The organism is Flavobacterium sp. UBA2787, from assembly GCA_002352205.1.
Taxonomy (GTDB): domain Bacteria; phylum Bacteroidota; class Bacteroidia; order Flavobacteriales; family Flavobacteriaceae; genus Flavobacterium.
Genome location: DEHZ01000005.1, coordinates 142,792 through 159,796, shown reverse-complemented (window position 1 = coordinate 159,796; position 17,005 = coordinate 142,792). Strand labels below are relative to the sequence as shown.

At 33.7% G+C, this 17,005-nt stretch carries 20 protein-coding genes; 1 reads left to right on the top strand and 19 read right to left on the bottom strand.

The genetic code is table 11. The features are described 5' to 3' along the window. Position 1 precedes the first annotated feature (1 nt). The 9 genes from B4N66_RS04725 to B4N66_RS04685 form a co-directional block, all read right to left on the bottom strand. Positions 2-1,240 (bottom strand): murein hydrolase activator EnvC family protein, encoded by a 1,239-nt coding sequence (locus B4N66_RS04725; RefSeq protein ID WP_291092731.1) that lies wholly within the window; start codon positions 1,238-1,240, stop codon positions 2-4. Positions 1,241-1,250: 10 nt separating this feature from the next. After that, positions 1,251-2,024 carry a DUF4292 domain-containing protein gene (locus tag B4N66_RS04720; protein WP_291092730.1) on the bottom strand — a complete coding sequence of 258 codons (774 nt, stop codon included), beginning with the start codon at positions 2,022-2,024 and terminating at the stop codon, positions 1,251-1,253. Next, positions 2,024-3,373, bottom strand: coding sequence for a tetratricopeptide repeat protein (locus B4N66_RS04715; RefSeq protein WP_291092729.1), 1,350 nt, complete (start codon positions 3,371-3,373; stop codon positions 2,024-2,026). Before B4N66_RS04715 ends, B4N66_RS04720 begins: the two co-directional genes overlap by 1 nt. 41 nt (positions 3,374-3,414) lie before the next feature. Next, on the bottom strand, positions 3,415-4,425 hold the full coding sequence (locus tag B4N66_RS04710; RefSeq protein WP_291092728.1) for a sugar nucleotidyltransferase: 1,011 nt from the start codon (positions 4,423-4,425) through the stop codon (positions 3,415-3,417). An 86-nt stretch (positions 4,426-4,511) separates the two neighbouring features. Next, positions 4,512-4,946, bottom strand: coding sequence for a dUTP diphosphatase (gene dut, locus B4N66_RS04705; RefSeq protein ID WP_291092727.1), 435 nt, complete (start codon positions 4,944-4,946; stop codon positions 4,512-4,514). 1 nt (position 4,947) lies between these two features. Continuing rightward, positions 4,948-6,402 (bottom strand): lipopolysaccharide biosynthesis protein, encoded by a 1,455-nt coding sequence (locus B4N66_RS04700; RefSeq protein ID WP_291092983.1) that lies wholly within the window; start codon positions 6,400-6,402, stop codon positions 4,948-4,950. Positions 6,403-6,441: 39 nt separating this feature from the next. Then, positions 6,442-6,861, bottom strand: coding sequence for a hypothetical protein (locus B4N66_RS04695; protein WP_291092725.1), 420 nt, complete (start codon positions 6,859-6,861; stop codon positions 6,442-6,444). After that, complete coding sequence (locus B4N66_RS04690) at positions 6,861-7,292, bottom strand: GNAT family N-acetyltransferase (protein WP_291092724.1); 432 nt, start codon at positions 7,290-7,292, stop codon at positions 6,861-6,863. Before B4N66_RS04690 ends, B4N66_RS04695 begins: the two co-directional genes overlap by 1 nt. Then, on the bottom strand, positions 7,293-9,632 hold the full coding sequence (locus B4N66_RS04685) for a S9 family peptidase (RefSeq protein ID WP_291092722.1): 2,340 nt from the start codon (positions 9,630-9,632) through the stop codon (positions 7,293-7,295). A gap of 311 nt (positions 9,633-9,943) precedes the next feature. Here B4N66_RS04685 and B4N66_RS04680 point away from each other — a divergent pair, with 311 nt between their 5' ends. Beyond that, a complete protein-coding gene (locus tag B4N66_RS04680; RefSeq protein ID WP_291092720.1) occupies positions 9,944-10,375 on the top strand; it encodes a hypothetical protein in 432 nt (143 codons plus the stop codon). 91 nt (positions 10,376-10,466) lie between these two features. On the opposite strand, the gene atpG is transcribed toward B4N66_RS04680, so the two are convergent. From atpG to B4N66_RS04630, 10 genes are all read right to left on the bottom strand, one after another. Continuing rightward, positions 10,467-11,324: an ATP synthase F1 subunit gamma gene (atpG, locus tag B4N66_RS04675; protein WP_291092718.1), complete on the bottom strand. Its 858-nt coding sequence runs from the start codon at positions 11,322-11,324 to the stop codon at positions 10,467-10,469. 77 nt (positions 11,325-11,401) lie between these two features. Continuing rightward, a complete protein-coding gene (gene atpA / locus B4N66_RS04670; protein WP_248436453.1) occupies positions 11,402-12,979 on the bottom strand; it encodes a F0F1 ATP synthase subunit alpha in 1,578 nt (525 codons plus the stop codon). 22 nt (positions 12,980-13,001) lie between these two features. Next, complete coding sequence (locus B4N66_RS04665; RefSeq protein WP_129463690.1) at positions 13,002-13,439, bottom strand: hypothetical protein; 438 nt, start codon at positions 13,437-13,439, stop codon at positions 13,002-13,004. A gap of 6 nt (positions 13,440-13,445) precedes the next feature. Beyond that, complete coding sequence (atpH, locus tag B4N66_RS04660) at positions 13,446-13,979, bottom strand: ATP synthase F1 subunit delta (RefSeq protein ID WP_291092981.1); 534 nt, start codon at positions 13,977-13,979, stop codon at positions 13,446-13,448. After that, the gene (locus B4N66_RS04655) at positions 13,979-14,470 is read right to left on the bottom strand and encodes a F0F1 ATP synthase subunit B (RefSeq protein ID WP_248436452.1); all 492 of its coding nucleotides are present in this window, start codon (positions 14,468-14,470) and stop codon (positions 13,979-13,981) included. The genes atpH and B4N66_RS04655 overlap by 1 nt, the downstream gene beginning before the upstream one ends. A gap of 84 nt (positions 14,471-14,554) precedes the next feature. Beyond that, positions 14,555-14,755 carry an ATP synthase F0 subunit C gene (gene atpE / locus B4N66_RS04650; protein ID WP_023578147.1) on the bottom strand — a complete coding sequence of 67 codons (201 nt, stop codon included), beginning with the start codon at positions 14,753-14,755 and terminating at the stop codon, positions 14,555-14,557. A gap of 41 nt (positions 14,756-14,796) precedes the next feature. Continuing rightward, positions 14,797-15,879, bottom strand: a complete 1,083-nt coding sequence (gene atpB / locus B4N66_RS04645) for a F0F1 ATP synthase subunit A (RefSeq protein ID WP_291092710.1) — start codon at positions 15,877-15,879, stop codon at positions 14,797-14,799. Positions 15,880-16,012: 133 nt separating this feature from the next. After that, positions 16,013-16,399, bottom strand: coding sequence for a hypothetical protein (locus B4N66_RS04640; protein ID WP_291092708.1), 387 nt, complete (start codon positions 16,397-16,399; stop codon positions 16,013-16,015). A gap of 3 nt (positions 16,400-16,402) precedes the next feature. Beyond that, the gene (locus B4N66_RS04635) at positions 16,403-16,579 is read right to left on the bottom strand and encodes an AtpZ/AtpI family protein (protein WP_324522812.1); all 177 of its coding nucleotides are present in this window, start codon (positions 16,577-16,579) and stop codon (positions 16,403-16,405) included. Positions 16,580-16,595: 16 nt separating this feature from the next. Then, positions 16,596-17,003, bottom strand: coding sequence for a bactofilin family protein (locus B4N66_RS04630; RefSeq protein ID WP_291092703.1), 408 nt, complete (start codon positions 17,001-17,003; stop codon positions 16,596-16,598). Positions 17,004-17,005: the final 2 nt, after the last annotated feature.

Sequence of the window (17,005 nt, the reverse complement as noted above, 5' to 3'; positions counted from 1 at the left end):
TTTACATATTATACAACCAGCTTTGCGGATTTAAGAACGAATCGTTCTGCAGAACCGAAAACTTAATTGCTGTTTTTCCGGATGATTCGTTGGTTCGGATTCTACCGATGGCTTGTTTTATACCTACTTTATCTCCTTTGTTTACAGAAACTGTACTTAAGTTTTGATAAACCGTAATAAAATCTCCGTGTTTGATGTAAACTGCTTTGTTTATAGGCGATAAAACCTGAATCAACATCACTTCTCCGGCAAAAACAGATCGGGCTGATGAACCTGATTCTGTTGTAATTTCTACACCATTACTATGAATAGTTAGGCTTGGCTGAACCGGATGGGGTTGGTTACCGAATTTTAATGAAACGAATCCTTTTTCAACCGGCCAAGGTAATTTTCCTTTGTTGGATTTAAAATTATCCGACTCTATTTTGCCTTCGGCAGTTAATACAATTTTTGAAGATGAAGTTCCGGTAGAAGCTGTCTTTGTTCCTCCTTTTTTAGCGGTTTTTTTATTCTCAGCTGCAATTGCATCACGAATTGCTTTTTGAATTTTCTTGTCTATATCTTTCGCTTCTTGCTGCTTTTTCTTTATATCGGCAACAATTTTCTTTTGATCTTTTTTGATTGATTTGACAAGTTTTTCTTGTTCTTGTTTCTCTTTAACAAGTACTAATTTCTCTTTTTCCTGTTCTTGAATAATCTTTTCTTTTTCGGATTTTAAAGCTCCTAATTTTACGTTATAAGCTTCTAATTCTGTAGATTTTACTTTTATATCATCGCCTTGACTTTTTCTATAACCTGCATACTGCTTCATGTATTGCACCCGTTTGTAGGCTTGCGTAAAATCTTTAGACGAAAGGAGAAACATCGCTCTACTTCGTTCTGAACGGCTTTTATATGACTTGACAATCATGTTGGCATAGTCTTCCTTGAGAACTTCTAATTCGCGTTTTAATTTATTTATTTTTAATTGATTGGTATAAATATCATCATTAAGCAATTTTGCTTGCTTTTCATTCGTTTGAATAAGTTTTTCACGCAATTCAATTTTTGCTTTTTGCTGTTGAATAACGTTCACAACAGATTTTTCTTTACTTCTGTTTTCTTGCAGAATACGTTCATTCATTTTTATTTCTTCCAACAATTGCTCTTTTCGCTGTTCTAATTTCTTTTGAGCTTCCGATTGAGCAAAAAGAAATGTGGTCGAGAGAATAAGCAAAAATGTCAATACCGACTTTATCATGTTTGGAGCTTTAATTTTCTATAAAAATTTGTTCATAACCACCCGGCACACTGTACGGAAACGATAGTTCTTCATTAAAAGTAACCGAATTATAGTCTAACGAAATGGTGTTTTTTTCATTTTCATGAATGGCTTCGATGAGAATATTTAATGGCAAAATGGCTTCGGTATATTCTTTATGATTTGGATAAAAAACGTTCAATTTTCTATTTTTTGCCACTTGTTCAATTTCTTGTCTTTTTATTAAAAAATTGGAAGCTTCAAAATAAAATGACTTTACGTTTTGTTTGTCGTTGATGTCTTTCAGTTTGTATAATTTATCTTCAATTGTATTTGAATATTTTCCCTTTCTCAAATCATCCATTGCTTGACCTATTAGCATATTTTGTACTTTGAAAAAATCTAAGTCGGTTCCGAGCCAATTACTTAAAGTGGTGTAATCGCCTTCAAAAAACTTGTTACCACTTTTTTCATAATATTTCACTTCGGTTGGTGTAATCAAACCTTTCGCCATCGTTATTCCTAAAAAACGGATGCTAACCAAAATCATTTCATTTTTTTTAATTCTAATTTCTGCAGAAAAACTCAATGATTGATTTTTGTCTTTATACTTAGCATTTGCTCGAATGTATGCGGTTGAAAAATTTTTCTTGACATCATAATGGTTTTCGATTATTTTTTGAGTTGCCAAATCATCGGAAGCCTTCCCTTCCGAAATTCCTTTTGTGGCTTTACATCCAACTAGTGTGAAAATAAATATCAAGACGAATAAAAACTGTTTCATTATTTAATTTCTTTTACTAGTTTATCGGCTTTGATAAAATAACTTTCTTTTTTCTTGGTATCGCCAAGCCCATTGTATGCTTCTCCTAATTGGATATAAAAATTGGCTTCTAAGGTTTTATTATCAACAATATAATCTACACCTGATTCTAATTGATCTTTTGCTTTTTTGAAATTTTTCAATTGATTATTGGCCAAACCGGCGTAATAATAAAAGTCGGGTTGTAGCGGATACAATTCTAATTTTTCTTCCGCTTTTTTTGCTAAAACTTCAAATTGATTATTTTTTCCGTATGCATTAAACAGCAAAAGTACATTTTCTATATCATCCGGATTTGATTTGGTATGCATTTCATAATATTTAGCCGCATTAGCCCAATCACTTTTTTGTTGATAGAATTTACCCACTTCTTTGGCAACTTTTACTTCTCTATCGTCATTAAAATAAGCAATTGCACTTTCTAAATCAGAAGAAAAATTGGGATTATTTTTAGTGAAAATTAGAAATTCATTAAAAACTCTGTGTTTTATTTTTCGATCAATTTTAGGGCTTTTTAGAATTTTATGCATCGCCGAAGCTGCATTTTTCCCATCATTTTTATCAATGTTGAATTTGAATAAACTTACTTGTGCCCAATCGGAATTTGGAATTTCATTTTCCAACATTTTGGCAATTTCAAGTGCTTTTTCCTCTTGATTATTTTCAGAATACAAATAAATCAAAGCCACATAATTGTCTTCTACTTTGGGATTGTTTTTGATGGCTTGCATTAACTTTTCCGTTTCTTGACCTTGGTATCGAGTAGTTGTCATGATTTGACTTCGGAATTGTTCTCTTATCTCCGTTTTGCCAACAGTTTCCGTCAACTCATCAATTAATTTTAGAGCTTCATCATACTGCTGTGTAAACATATACAACGAAACCAAATCTTCTTTGTATTCTTTTTTAAACTCGATGAGTTTTTTCATGATAACAATCGCATTAGTATAATCGCGAGTTGCATGTGAGACATCATACAAACCAACCCAATACCAACGGTTTTTTGAGTCAAGTTGAGTTGCTTTTTCAAAACTGTCGTACGCATTTTTATAATCCTTTTGAAAAAGATAATTTTTACCTAATTCAAAATGAACTACCGGATTATTTGGTTCTAATGCTAAGCATTTTTGCAAAGCGGTTACGGCTTTGTCATAATTTTCGATGCCTTTTTCACGCAAAGATTCGTAAAAAGCCACTTGAAATTCATCGGTTTCCAATGCAATATCTTCCGGCTCTACTTGGGAGAATGCGGTTATGGATTGGAAGAGGATTCCAAGGAAAATCAAAGTATGTAAAGTACGTTTTATCATTTTTTACCTTATCCCTCCCGAGAGCAGTAATTTTTAAAATTTTATTCTAAAACTGAATAATCTCCAATGCTAATGCTGGTAAATTTGCCATCAAACGAAGCGTGATTTCCAATCATTGCATTGTCTAAATTGGCATTCTTAATATGGGCATGTGTTTGAACCAAACTGTTTTTGATGGTTGAATCAATCACATGACAACCTTTTCCTAATGATACATTTGGGCCAACAGTTGTGTTAATCAAAACTACATCTTCTCCAATATAACAAGGAGGAATAATTGTTGCGTTTTGTAACTTAACATCAGCAGCTACTAAATTTTCTCCATCGTTATGTAAAAAACCTAGCATTCTTGTATTGGTTTCAACGGTTACATCTTTGTTTCCGCAATCCATCCATTCGTCTACTTTTCCTGGTACAAATTTCATGCCTTTTGCCATCATTTGCTTAATTCCATCATTAATTTGGTATTCGCCACCGTGAATGATGTTATTATCAAGAACAGCTTGCAATTCCTTTTTAAGAACGGCAACATCTTTGAAATAGTATATTCCAATGACTGCTAAATCGGACACAAACTCTTTTGGTTTCTCAACTAATTCGATAATTTCTCCATTATCATTCAAATTTACAACGCCAAAAGCTTCCGGCTGATCCACTTGTTTTACCCAAATCACGCTATCGGCTGATGTATCCAAATCAAAATCGGCACGAATTAACGTATCGGCATACGCAATTACTGCAGGTCCGCTCAATGAATCTTTAGCACACATAATGGCATGACCTGTTCCAAGAGCTTCATTTTGATAATAAATAGTTCCTTTTGCACCTAATTTTTGAGCAATAGCGATTAATTCATCTTCCACTTTTTTACCAAAACTTTCGTGAATGATAAAAGCGACTTCATCAATCGGTTGGTTTAAAACTCCGGCAATGTCTTGGACTAATCGGTGTACGATTGGTTTTCCGGCAACGGGAATTAATGGTTTTGGAATTGTTAAAGTATGTGGTCTTAATCGTGAGCCGCGACCGGCCATTGGAACTATTATTTTCATATTTTTTTATATCTGTTTTTTTTCGATGGCTAAAGCCAACGGTAATTTATCTGTTTTTATTTTATTCCGATGGCTGAGGCCAACGGCTATTTAACTCCTGTGCTGCCGAAACCGCCTACACCACGTGATGTTTCAGATAATGCTTCCACTTCTATCCATTCGGCTCTTTCGTGTTTGGCAATGATTAATTGGGCGATTCGTTCACCATTTTCGATGACAAATTCTTCAGGGGATAAATTTACTAAAATAACCCCGATTTCACCACGATAATCGGCATCAACTGTTCCGGGTGAATTTAACACGGTGATTCCTTTTTTGGCAGCTAATCCGCTACGTGGACGAACTTGTGCTTCGTAACCAATTGGTAGTTCAATAAACAAACCGGTTTTAACGATGGTTCTTTCTAATGATTTTAAGGTAATTGGTTCTGATAAATTGGCTCTTAAATCCATTCCGGCAGAAGCAATTGTTTCGTAGTTAGGTAATGGATGTTGTGATTTATTGATGATTTTGATGTTCATTTTAAGATGATTTTTTTAATATTCGTAAAAGTACATTTTTCTCATTTCTGTAAATAAAATAAAAATAGAGGAGTAAAAATCCGATTCCAACAAAGTAGTTTTCTCTGAAGCCGTAAAAATACACAAAAGAAAACAGGATGGAAAGGCCAAGATAGCCGCCAATTTTATTTTTATCATACGGGATTGGATAATGACGATTTCCGAGATAATAAGAAATGGCCATCATACTTCCATAGGCCGCAATTGTTGCAATCGCAGAACCCATATAACTGAATTTTTCTATCAACAAAAAGTTGATTGTTAAGGTGATAATTGCTCCAACAATTGAAATATAAGCTCCCATTTTGGTTCGATCTGTCAACTTATACCAGACAGAAAGATTGGTATAAATTCCTAAGAAGAAATTCGCTAACACAATCAACGGAACAACTTTCATTGCTGACCAATAGGTTTCATTCGGAATCAAAAATAATTTTAAAAGATCGGCAAATACAATGACAAACAATGAAATTAACGAACCAAAAATCACAAAATATTTGGTGACATCGGCATAGGTTTGCGGTGCATTTTCGTTTTTAGCATAGCTAAAGAAAAATGGTTCAATTCCCAATGAATAAGCGGTTCTGAACAGTACCATAAACAAACCGATTTTGTAACATGCGGAATAAGCACCAATTTCAGATTTGCTGATGTTGAAAATTTCCAGCAAAATTTTGTCAAAATGTTCATTGATGGCAAACGCTAATCCGGCAATTAAAATTGGGAAACCATAGCGAAGCATTTTCTTCCACAATTGAGCATCAAAATACCATTGAATATGAAAATAATTGGGCGAAAGAACAATTAAGGTTAGTAAACTCGCAATTATATTCGCAACAAAAATATACCCAATTTGAAAGTTTTCTACATACAAACTGGCTAAAAAACTATCCGGATTGGCTACCGCAATTTTAGGCAAATACAGTAAAAAGAAAACATTCAAACCTAGGTTGATGGCGACATTTCCAATTTTAATAATGGCATAAACAATTGAGCGTTGATAGGCTCTCAGTTTTGAAAACGGAATGATAACCAATGCGTCCAAGACCAAAATCCAAATGGTGTAGGTAATATATTCGACATCAATTCCGGAAAGATTTGCTAATGTATTTCGGAATAAAAGTGAACCAATTAAGAATACAATTGTTGTCCAAAATATGGAAATTGTCGATGTTCCAATGACGGCTCGTTTATCGTCGTGAGAATTGTAAAATCGGAAAAAAGAGGTCTCCATTCCGTAGGCCAAAATCACATTAAATAATACCAACCACGAAAAAATAATTGAAACTTCTCCGTATTCACTGGGGTTGAGTATATCAGTATAAAGCGGAACCAACAAAAAACTCAACATTCTGGGAAGCACAGTGGCCAGCCCATAAATGGCAGTTTGTTTAAAAAGTGATTTGTAAAGTCCCAAAGCGGCTGATGAATTTATTTTGCAATCAAGCAAAATTAACTATTTATTTGACTTTTCCGTTATGTTGGTGAATTTGTAGTGTTTTATTTTGCCGTTTTGAGTGAATTCTAAAACGGCTTCGTTAGAATTTAATTGAAATCGTTGTTTTTGAGGAATAGGTGGTAGATTTCCATATTCATTTTCAGGATTGGCATCTAAAATTAAATCGGGTTTAATGAAAATGGCTTCTGCTTTTTTGCCGGAAATCATTTTAATTGCTGCGGTTTGGTTTCTGAAATAAAGTTTTTCAAGTTTGATGTCTTCTGAAATGGATTGTTGAAATTCAATGACAAAATGAGTTTGATTACCTTTTATTTGATAAAAATAATCAGAAATTGAAATGGGAAATTGGGTTTGGAAGGTTTCTTTTGAAGCACATCCCAACAAAATTAATAAAACTATAATTGAATAACTTTTCATCACTTCTCCTCCAAAAACTTTACAAAATGAAATCCTTTCGGCACAAATCCGTGATTAAAATAGAATTTATGAGCCGAGAAATTATTCGTATACGCATCTAAAGCAACTACTTTACAATCTAAATCACTGGCTTTCTGATTCAAATATTCTGTCAATAATTTGCCAACTCCTTTGGAACGATGATTCGGATGAACTATCACATTGTCTAATTCTAAATATTTTCCGCACCATAATTTAGTTCCTACCCAAAAACCGGAAAGTCCAACGGCTATTTCGTTTTCAAAAGCAACTAATTGTTTGTAGTTGTTGGGTAGCATTTCGTCTAACAAATCACCGTAAATTTGTTCGGTAAATTCAGGATACAATTGCTGAATTAAAGGCAATTGTTGAAGCATTTCATTTTTCGTAGAAAGTTCTTTCAGCGTTATCATTTAATCTTTTAATAAAGTTTCATTAAACAAATTCAAAATTCGAGTGTATTCATCTACCCACGAATAGGTTTCTTTAAATCCGTGTGATTCTACTGGATAAACGGCCAAATCCCAATCTTTTTTTCCTAATTCGATAAATCGTTGCGATAAGCGAACAACGTCTTGAAATTGCACATTATTGTCCACCATTCCGTGCATCATCAATAATTTATCTTGCAATTTATCGGCAAAATAAATCGGTGAACTTTTTTGATAGGCTTTTGGATCAGTTTCAGGAAAATTCAAAATATTTCCGGTGTAACCGTGGTTGTAATGTGCCCAATCCGTTACCGAACGCAAAGCTGCTCCGGCTTTAAACTTGCCGGGCTGAGTGAGTAACGCCATTAAGGTGATAAAACCACCGTACGAACCGCCATAGATGCCAACTCGGCTTGAATCAATACCTTTTTGTGAAACCAAAAATTGTTTTCCGTCTAAATGATCTTCTAAATCTAATCCGCCCATGTGACGGTAAATTCCGGTTCGGATATTGCGACCATAACCATCGCTTCCACGATAATCGATATCTAAAACAGTATAACCCAAATCGGTCAGCAAATTGTGAAACATATATTCGCGATGATAGCTACTCCAAAAATTATGAGCATTTTGCAAATAACCTGCTCCGTGCACAAAAATGATCGCTGCTTTGTCTTTGTTTTCCGATTTTGGTTCATAAATTCTAGCAAAAACATCTGTTCCGTCTTTGGCTTTGAACGTTATAACTTCAGGTGATTTCCAAGGATAATTATCAAACGTTTTAGTGGTTGAAAAGGTAATTTGCTGCAAAGTCGTGTTCGGCTTGTTATCAGCGACATACAATTCCCACGGCTTATTTTTAGAAGAATAACGAATCAGCAAGGTTTTTTCGTCGGGAGAAATTTCTACTTCGTGAGCTCCTTCTTTGGTTAGAATTGGAGTCATTTTTTGGGAAGTGATATCTAATTTATAGAATTCTCGATTGCCCGGATGTGTTGTGTTTGTGGTGATATAAAATGATTTTCCGTCGTTGGAAAGCTTGACATTTCGAACTTCCCATTTGCCTTTGGTTAACTGGGTTTTTTGTTTGGTTTTTAAATTCATCATGTACAAATGCGAAAAACCAGAGGCTTCCGATTGAAAATAAATGGTTTGATTATCTTTCAAAAACCCCAAAGTTCCTCGACTGAAGGCATAACCCGGAATTCCCGGACCATCTATCCACGCTTCGTCGTGTTGATGATCGAGTTCAGTGATGGTTGCCAAATTCAAATCCAATTGCACAATCCATCGGTCTTTGTTGTCTTGACTTCGGATTTCTAAGACGGCTAAACTTCCATCTTCGTTAAAAATTGGAGCCTGCATGACAATGGCTTTTTCTGCTTTTTCTTTGTCTTTTAAATCATCATATTCTTTGTAATATTCCGGGAATTCTGAAATGCCGGTTAAATTAGAAAATGAAACAAAAACAACAGAATCTTTTTCAACAGAATAAATACCTAATTTATGTTTGGAAAAATTTGCTGTTGATACTTTTGCACGTGCATTAGTGTTTTTGGTATAACCATCGGCGGTAATAAATTGTTCTACTTTGGTTGGATTGGATGTTGGATAATCTGATTGCCTGAATGTGACAAATTTTCCATTTGGTGATGGCGTAATTTGTTCCATCGAAACTTTATCATAAAAAAATTCTTTTGGAAATGCTTTTTCATCTGATTCGGATTTTGATTTATTCCATTCTTTTAAAGCTTCCTGATCGTTTACAAATTGAAATAATTCTTTTTGTTGATTGCTTAAAAAGTTCTCTTTTTCTTTCTTTTCCGAGTCTTTTCCTTGTTTGAAATTAGTGAGTTGAATCATCGAAAAATCAGTCAAATTCAATTGAAAAATGTTATTATTTTGTTGGAAGAAAATCAATTTTGGATTATTACTTCGATGAACATTCGAAACTCGACCCGATGAAACAATTACTTTTTTATGGGTTTTTGCCTTTTTATCATACGAAAACAAATTACCATTTTGGGTATAATACACTTCATTAAATTGCTTTTGATTGTCGAAATTCTCTTCCGTAAAGGAAATATCCTTTTGAAGTAATTCCGGTGATTTCATTCCTTTTTTCCAGAAGTAAGTGCTGTTTCCTTTTTCGTTTTTCGGATTCCAATCAAAACAAATCACAGAACCATCAATCGACCAACGGTGATTTTCGGGTTGATGTCCGATAAATTCGTCGCCTTTCATGATTTCTGAAAGGGATAATGTTTGGGAAAAAGTAATTTGAATCAGAATAAATGCAAAAAAAGAAAAGTAATATTTCATCTTTAAAAAATTAGATTCTCAAAGATATAAAATAAAAAAGTCACGCTATTTACGTGACTTTCTTAAATATATGTTATTTTGATTATCCTTTCAACGCTTCTGTTACAACAAAGAAAAATGAATTAATCTTATTTGGAGGTTATTGCGTTTTTTTTTAATTCTTATGTTTGTAACGTTTTGTTCAGACTTCATCGTAAAAAGAAATACTACATTAGTTTATGAAATAATTTTGTAGATTTGATATATTAACTTTCTAAACTGTTATTAATAGTTTTTCAGTTTGATTATTTTATTCAATTGAGCCTAGAATTATGAATAGTAAACATTATCTTAAAATATTTTTACTTTTATTTCTTGTAGGATGTAGTGAAAGTACAAATGAATTTGTTTTCACAACTCTTGAAAACAATGTATATTATATTAAAAACTTTGTTTTTTATATTAATAAAAATGAAGAAGTTTATTTATATCTAAACAACAAAACAGAACGAGAAAATATTTCAAAGTCACCTATTAAATCAGTCAAATTTAATTTTAATGATGAAGTAATCGAAGGTAAAATTATTGATATAGTTTTTTCTAGAGAATTGAATCGAAGTCCATTTATTATTGAAGTTGATAATAAAATTATTGCTCCAATAAAAAAAGATGATAAGTATATGTTTTATCTAGGTCAAAAAAATGAAATATCTCACACTATGAAAGCTGCTATTAATAACGCTCAAATAATGTTGAATAATTAGTAAAGTCCAAAATTGATTACTTTTTCGAAAATCCATCCCACAAAAAAAGCCGTCCATAAAGACAGCTTTAATTTGCATTAAAATATTTTGATTATCCTTTCAACGCTTCTGCTCCACCAACAATCTCTAAAATTTCATTAGTAATCGCTGCTTGACGGGCTTTGTTATAAGTTAATTTCAACTGATTTCTCAATTCGGTTGCGTTATCCGTTGCTTTGTGCATTGCGGTCATACGAGCTCCGTGTTCAGAAGCAAATGAATCACGAATGGCTTTGTATAATTGTGTTTTTAATGATTTTGGAATCAAGGTTAACACAATTTCTTCTTTGGATGGTTCAAAAATATAATCTGAACTTGCTACAGCAGCACCAACAACCGGAGCTAACGGTAAAAATTGTTCTGTTTGAACGATTTGTGTCGCCGCATTTTTGAATTGGTTGTACACAATTTCGATTTTATCGTAATCGCCTGAAATGAATTTTTCTGTTAATAATTCAGAAATACTTGCTACATTATCAAAAGTCAACGCATCAAAAACTTCGCTTTTATTGGCAATAACAGAGCAGGTTTTTCCTAAAACATCATTTCCTTTTTTACCAATGGCAACAACATCTACTTTTTTACCCACATACGAATCGGCTAATACTTTCACTTGTTTGATAACATTGGTATTAAAAGCACCACACAAACCTCTGTTGGAAGTGATGGCCACAATTAAAACCTTTTTTACCTCACGTTGAGTTGTGAATTCTCCACCAATTTCGCCTTCCATCGAAGCACTTAAACTTTGTAGAATTTCGGTTAATTTTTCGGCATAAGGTCGCATGGCTGTAATGGCATCTTGAGCCTTTTTTAGCTTTGCGGCAGAAACCATCTTCATCGCCGATGTGATTTGCATCGTGGATGAAACGGAACTAATTCTATTACGGATTTCCTTTAAATTTGCCATTTTCTATAATGAGTCGATGTGTCAATTTATCAATGTGTCAATTAATTGTCTAATTAACACATTGTCTAATTGACTAATTAATTATATTTTGCTGAAACTTCTTTCGCTGAACGGTCTAAAACATCAGTAATCTCATCTGAGAATTTACCGGCTTTTAAAGCGTTTAATGTATCTCTGTGTTTGTTGTTCAAGTATTCGATGTAATCTCTTTCGAATTCTTTTACTTTATTTACAGGAACATTTCTCAACAAGTTTTTAGAACCTGCATAGATAATTGCAACTTGATCTTCTACTGTATACGGATCGTTTACGGCTTGTTTCAAGATTTCAACGTTTCTTCTACCTTTTTCAATTACGTTTAATGTAACCGCATCTAAATCTGAACCAAATTTAGCAAACGCTTCCAACTCACGGAATTGAGCTTGATCCAATTTCAACGTACCTGATACTTTTTTCATTGATTTAATCTGAGCATTACCTCCTACACGTGATACCGAAATACCTACGTTAATTGCCGGACGAACCCCAGAGTTAAATAAATCACCATCCAAGAAAATCTGACCATCTGTAATCGAAATTACGTTGGTTGGGATATACGCCGAAACGTCACCCGCTTGTGTTTCAATGATTGGTAAAGCGGTTAATGAACCACCACCTCTTACGATTGGACGTAAAGAATCCGGTAAGTCGTTCATGTCTTTAGCGATATCATCATCAGCAATAATTTTTGCTGCTCTTTCTAATAATCTTGAGTGAAGGTAGAAAACGTCTCCAGGATAAGCCTCACGTCCCGGTGGTCTTCTTAATAAAAGAGAAACCTCACGGTAAGCAACTGCTTGTTTAGACAAATCGTCATAGATAATTAAAGCCGGACGACCTGAATCACGGAAATATTCTCCGATAGCTGCTCCGGCAAACGGAGCATATACTTGCATTGGTGCAGGATCTGAAGCATTTGCTGCCACGATAACCGTGTAAGCCATTGCTCCTTTGTCTTCTAATGTTTTAGCGATTCCTGCAACCGTTGACGCTTTTTGTCCAATGGCTACATAGATACAAAACACAGGTTGACCTGCATCGTAAAATTCTTTTTGATTTAAAATGGTATCGATACAAACGGTCGTTTTACCCGTTTGACGGTCACCAATTACTAACTCACGTTGACCTCTTCCAACCGGAATCATCGCATCAATTGATTTGATTCCTGTTTGCAACGGTTCAGTAACCGGTTGACGAAAAATTACTCCGGGAGCTTTTCTTTCCAATGGCATTTCATAAAGATCTCCACCGATTGGTCCTTTCCCATCGATTGGATTTCCTAATGTATCAACGACACGACCTACCATTTGCTCACCTACTTTTAGGGAAGCGATACGTTGTGTTCTTTTTACGGTAGAACCTTCTTTAATACCTGTTGAAGGACCTAACAATACTACCCCAACATTGTCTTCTTCCAAGTTTAATACGATTGCTTCCAATCCGTTGTCGAATTGTACTAACTCTCCGTATTGAGCATTTGATAACCCGTAAACACGAGCAATACCATCACCCACTTGAAGTACTGTTCCTACTTCTTCTAACGATGCACCTGATTCGAAACCAGATAATTGTTTTTTTAATATTGCTGAAATTTCAGCAGGTTTAATTTCCGCCATTGTTTAATTATTTTTTATCTAATTAATTTCCGTAATTCTTAAATCGAGGTGAAAAATCGCTTCCGTATTTTTGTACTAACCGATCTACTTTTTCTTCGTCTAAATCTCCTTCAGAATTAAAAATTTTGGATTTGTATAAAATTTCTATAATGTTCTTGTTTGTTTCCTGAATTTCAAAACTTTTCTTCAAACCAATGAAATTTACTTCAACATAACCAAATCTTCCTTGAGGATTAGCTTGTGTTTTTGGAACAGCTCCTTCAATAAATATATATTTAAAAAAAATAATTTCTTCGTCTTTTAAATTATATAATGAACATGTTGAATCAAAAGTCCCACAGTCTGTATATTTCATCCAAACAACATCATCAACAATAACATCTCCCTTTTTGAATTTTACCTTTTGAGAAAACCCTAAAAAAGAAAAGAATAAAAATAGAATTGTAATAATTTTTTTCATATCAAATTAGTTTGAAAATTCTCTCTTTAATTGTTGCAATCTGTTTGCTACAGATGCATTGTATTGTTGATCGCCAATTCTCAAAATAAATCCTCCAATGATGGATGGATCTACTGTGTTGATTAACGTAATTTTCTTATTTGAAAACTCTTTTATTTTTGCCAAAACTTTTGCTTCTAAATCTGAATTGATTGGGAAAGCAGTGGTCACTTTTGCCACTTCGATTCCGTTTAACACATCGTGTTGAGCATTATATTGCTCTGCGATTTCTCCTAAAATCTCGAAACGTTTGTTTTCTTTTAGCAATAAAAATAATCCTTTGGTATCGTTTTGAACGGATGCAAATATTTCAGACAAGGCATCAAATTTTGCTTCCGGTTTTACAACAGGACTAACTAAAAAAAGCTTTAATTCCTCATTAGAATTTACCGTTTCGTTAATCAATTTCATATCTTGATTCACCGCATCGGCTCTTCCGTTGGAAACAGCATTTTCTATAATTGCTTTGGCATATCTAATCGCAGCTCTTGACATACGGATTAATTTAATTTAGCATCGCCTAACATTTTCTCTACCAATTTGGTTTGAGCTTCTGTGTTGGCTAATTCGCTTTTTAATACTTTTTCTGCAATCTCAATTGACAACGTTGAAACCTGATTTTTCAATTCGGCCATGGCTGCATTTTTCTCGCTTTCAATAGCTGATTTTGCTTGAGCAATCATTTTCTCGCCTTGCGTTTGAGCTTCAGATTTTGCATCGTTAATCATTTTTTCTTTGATTTCACGAGCTTCTTTCATCATAGCATCTCTTTCTGCTCTGGCTTCGGCTAATAAACGTTCATTAGAAGCAGTCAAGTTTTGCATTTCTAATTTTGCTGTTTCAGCAGCAGCTAATGCATTGTTGATTGATTCTTCTCTGCTTTTAACAGCTCCTAAAATAGGCTTCCAAGCAAACTTTTTCATTAAGAAAAAGAAAACCACAAAGATGATCGTTGTCCAAAAAATTAAACTTTCCGGTGAAGTTAAGTTCATGTTTTATATAGATTAAAATTGTTTTACTTTTTTAAAAACAGTTTCGCAACCAACCGTTGCGAAACGTGTTCTTTTTTTTGAAAATTACTTTGCAATTAAAGCAACAACTACTGCGAAAAGTGCAACACCCTCAATAAGAGCAGCAGCAATAATCATAGCAGTTTGAATTTTTCCAGCAGCTTCTGGTTGTCTTGCCATAGCGTCCATAGCAGATCCACCAATTTTTCCAATACCGATTCCTGCTCCAATAACAGCTAATCCAGCACCGATTCCAGCTAATACCATAATGTTAAATTTATATAGTTAATAATTAAAAAAACTCAATTTTAGTGGTGGTCGTGCTCTTCTACAGCTTGACCGATAAACAAGGCAGACAACAAGGTAAATACATACGCTTGAAGAGCCGCAACCAACATTTCCAAGACACTCATGAACAATACAAATGCTCCCGAAACAGGAGAAATCCATGCTGTTTTGAAAATATAGATTAATGAAATTAAACTCAATATAATAATGTGTCCCGCTGTAATGTTAGCAAAAAGACGAATCATCAATGCAAAAGGTTTAGTAAACATTCCGATAATCTCTACCGGCCACATAATCGGGTATAATGCTTTTGGAACCGGTGGAGCAAAAATATGTCCCCAATAGTTTTTATTAGCACTAAATGTAGTGATTAAAAAGGTAATGAATGCTAAAACGAAAGTGAAATAAATATTTCCGGTTAAGTTAGAACTAAACGGGAAGAAAGGAATTAATCCGATTAAGTTGTTAATCCAAATAAAGAAAAAGATGGTTAACAAATACGGCATGTATTTTGCATAATTTTTATGTCCGATGTTTGGAATCGCAATATCGTCTCTAACGAACAAAACCAATGGTTCTAAGAAACCGGCTAATCCTTTGGGAGCCATTTTATTTTTGTTGTATGAACGAGCAACTGCCGTAAACAATAAAAACAATATGATAACTGACATCAACATCGAGAAAACCAATTTGGTAATTGAAAAGTTCAACGGTCTTGCGGCAAAATTTAATCCGCTTTTGTCTGACTCATCAGTAATTTCAGCAAATTTATCAGCATAATAAATTACTTCTTTGTAACGAACGAATTTTTCTCCATCAATTTCAACCACTTCTATCCCTTCGTTATCATGGTGAAATTTTGAGGATGAAAACACTTTCAATCCGTTTTCTGTCCACAAAATAACAGGTAAATAAAATGTGATTGGATGACCATCCCAGTCGGCAATGTGAAATTCATGCGAATCACCAATATGCGAATTGATTAAGTCTGTGGCATTAAACTCTTTATCTTCTGAATGTGATCCTCCTGCAAAACCGGAAATCGGTAACAGTGATACTAATAAAACCGCAATGAACTGAATGGTACTTTTTGCTATTCTCATTTTTAAAATTTAGCAGAATTTAATGTCGTTAAAATTTCGTGCAAAGGTACATATTTTATTAATAAACGAAAATATATAAACACAATTTTTAAATAAAGGTGTAATTGAAGGTCCTTTTTTACGGATTACTCAATCATTCTGCGTTTAATAGTCGCACAGAATGAATGGTTTCAAATAATAAAAAAAGAAAAAAGGGAATAAAAAAAGCTCCAACATCCGGAATTTTATCTTCAAAATCAGATTGAATTAATGGAAGAAGAAACACTACCGATGCCACCATCTTCAGAATTCCGGTGGCTAGAAAAGTATATCCGGTTTTATCAAAAAAAGTGACATTGACAAAAACTAGAAACAAATACAACAAAAAAGTGAGTATAAAATGGAAAGCATAAATGCTATATAGCGAATAATAAAAAGGTGTTTCGGCAAACAAAAAACGAGTAATTAGTAATTGAGAAACAAACAAAAGGACGGAAAAGGGTATGAATTGTTTGATAAAAGGCAGTAATTTTTCTTTCATACATTATTCTTTATTAAGATTTTTCACTTGTTGAATCACATTGTACAAAGCTATAAAAACAGCTAACAATGAAAAAATAATAGTATAAAGTGAATTTTTATTTTGTTGTTTTTCGTCGAGCCAATTACCAAAATATACTCCGGCAAAAATAATCACGCCCATTTGAAATGGAATGTTCATTAAAACCAACCATTTATTAAGCGGTTTTTTCTTCGATTCCTGATTCATTTTGCGGTGGTAAAGTTTTCACGTTGGGCTTCATGACACAGGAAGCACTGAATTCTGCTCCGGGTTCTACGGCTAGTTTTCCACAAATCACTTCACCATGAATTATTGCTTTTGATTTGAGGCTTAAGATTTCACTTACTTGTATTTTCCCTTCAAACTTACCTTCAATGTCAGCATTTTTACAAACTATATCTCCTTTTACAATTCCGCCTGGTCCAATCACGATTTTTCCTTTGGAGTGAAAATTTCCAATTAAATGACCGTCTAATCTGAAATCTGCAGATGTAGTAATATCACCTTTTATAATTGTTCCCTCTACAATTCTGTTCGTTTTTCCGAGTAAGTCTGTATATGATTTAGAGTCTTTTTTAAACATAA

Excerpts from the sequence above, each read along its gene's own strand:
- B4N66_RS04635 (WP_324522812.1), bottom strand. The coding sequence starts at position 16,579 with ATGAACATTCCATTTCAAATGGGCGTGATTATTTTTGCCGGAGTATAT.
- dut (WP_291092727.1), bottom strand. The coding sequence starts at position 4,946 with ATGAACATCAAAATCATCAATAAATCACAACATCCATTACCTAACTAC.
- atpG (WP_291092718.1), bottom strand. The coding sequence starts at position 11,324 with ATGGCAAATTTAAAGGAAATCCGTAATAGAATTAGTTCCGTTTCATCC.
- B4N66_RS04680 (WP_291092720.1), top strand. The coding sequence starts at position 9,944 with ATGAATAGTAAACATTATCTTAAAATATTTTTACTTTTATTTCTTGTA.
- atpB (WP_291092710.1), bottom strand. The coding sequence starts at position 15,879 with ATGAGAATAGCAAAAAGTACCATTCAGTTCATTGCGGTTTTATTAGTA.
- B4N66_RS04665 (WP_129463690.1), bottom strand. The coding sequence starts at position 13,439 with ATGAAAAAAATTATTACAATTCTATTTTTATTCTTTTCTTTTTTAGGG.
- B4N66_RS04695 (WP_291092725.1), bottom strand. The coding sequence starts at position 6,861 with ATGAAAAGTTATTCAATTATAGTTTTATTAATTTTGTTGGGATGTGCT.
- atpA (WP_248436453.1), bottom strand. The coding sequence starts at position 12,979 with ATGGCGGAAATTAAACCTGCTGAAATTTCAGCAATATTAAAAAAACAA.
- B4N66_RS04720 (WP_291092730.1), bottom strand. The coding sequence starts at position 2,024 with ATGAAACAGTTTTTATTCGTCTTGATATTTATTTTCACACTAGTTGGA.
- B4N66_RS04655 (WP_248436452.1), bottom strand. The coding sequence starts at position 14,470 with ATGAACTTAACTTCACCGGAAAGTTTAATTTTTTGGACAACGATCATC.
- B4N66_RS04725 (WP_291092731.1), bottom strand. The coding sequence starts at position 1,240 with ATGATAAAGTCGGTATTGACATTTTTGCTTATTCTCTCGACCACATTT.
- B4N66_RS04640 (WP_291092708.1), bottom strand. The coding sequence starts at position 16,399 with ATGAAAGAAAAATTACTGCCTTTTATCAAACAATTCATACCCTTTTCC.
- B4N66_RS04710 (WP_291092728.1), bottom strand. The coding sequence starts at position 4,425 with ATGAAAATAATAGTTCCAATGGCCGGTCGCGGCTCACGATTAAGACCA.
- B4N66_RS04690 (WP_291092724.1), bottom strand. The coding sequence starts at position 7,292 with ATGATAACGCTGAAAGAACTTTCTACGAAAAATGAAATGCTTCAACAA.
- B4N66_RS04630 (WP_291092703.1), bottom strand. The coding sequence starts at position 17,003 with ATGTTTAAAAAAGACTCTAAATCATATACAGACTTACTCGGAAAAACG.
- atpE (WP_023578147.1), bottom strand. The coding sequence starts at position 14,755 with ATGGTATTAGCTGGAATCGGTGCTGGATTAGCTGTTATTGGAGCAGGA.
- B4N66_RS04685 (WP_291092722.1), bottom strand. The coding sequence starts at position 9,632 with ATGAAATATTACTTTTCTTTTTTTGCATTTATTCTGATTCAAATTACT.
- B4N66_RS04715 (WP_291092729.1), bottom strand. The coding sequence starts at position 3,373 with ATGATAAAACGTACTTTACATACTTTGATTTTCCTTGGAATCCTCTTC.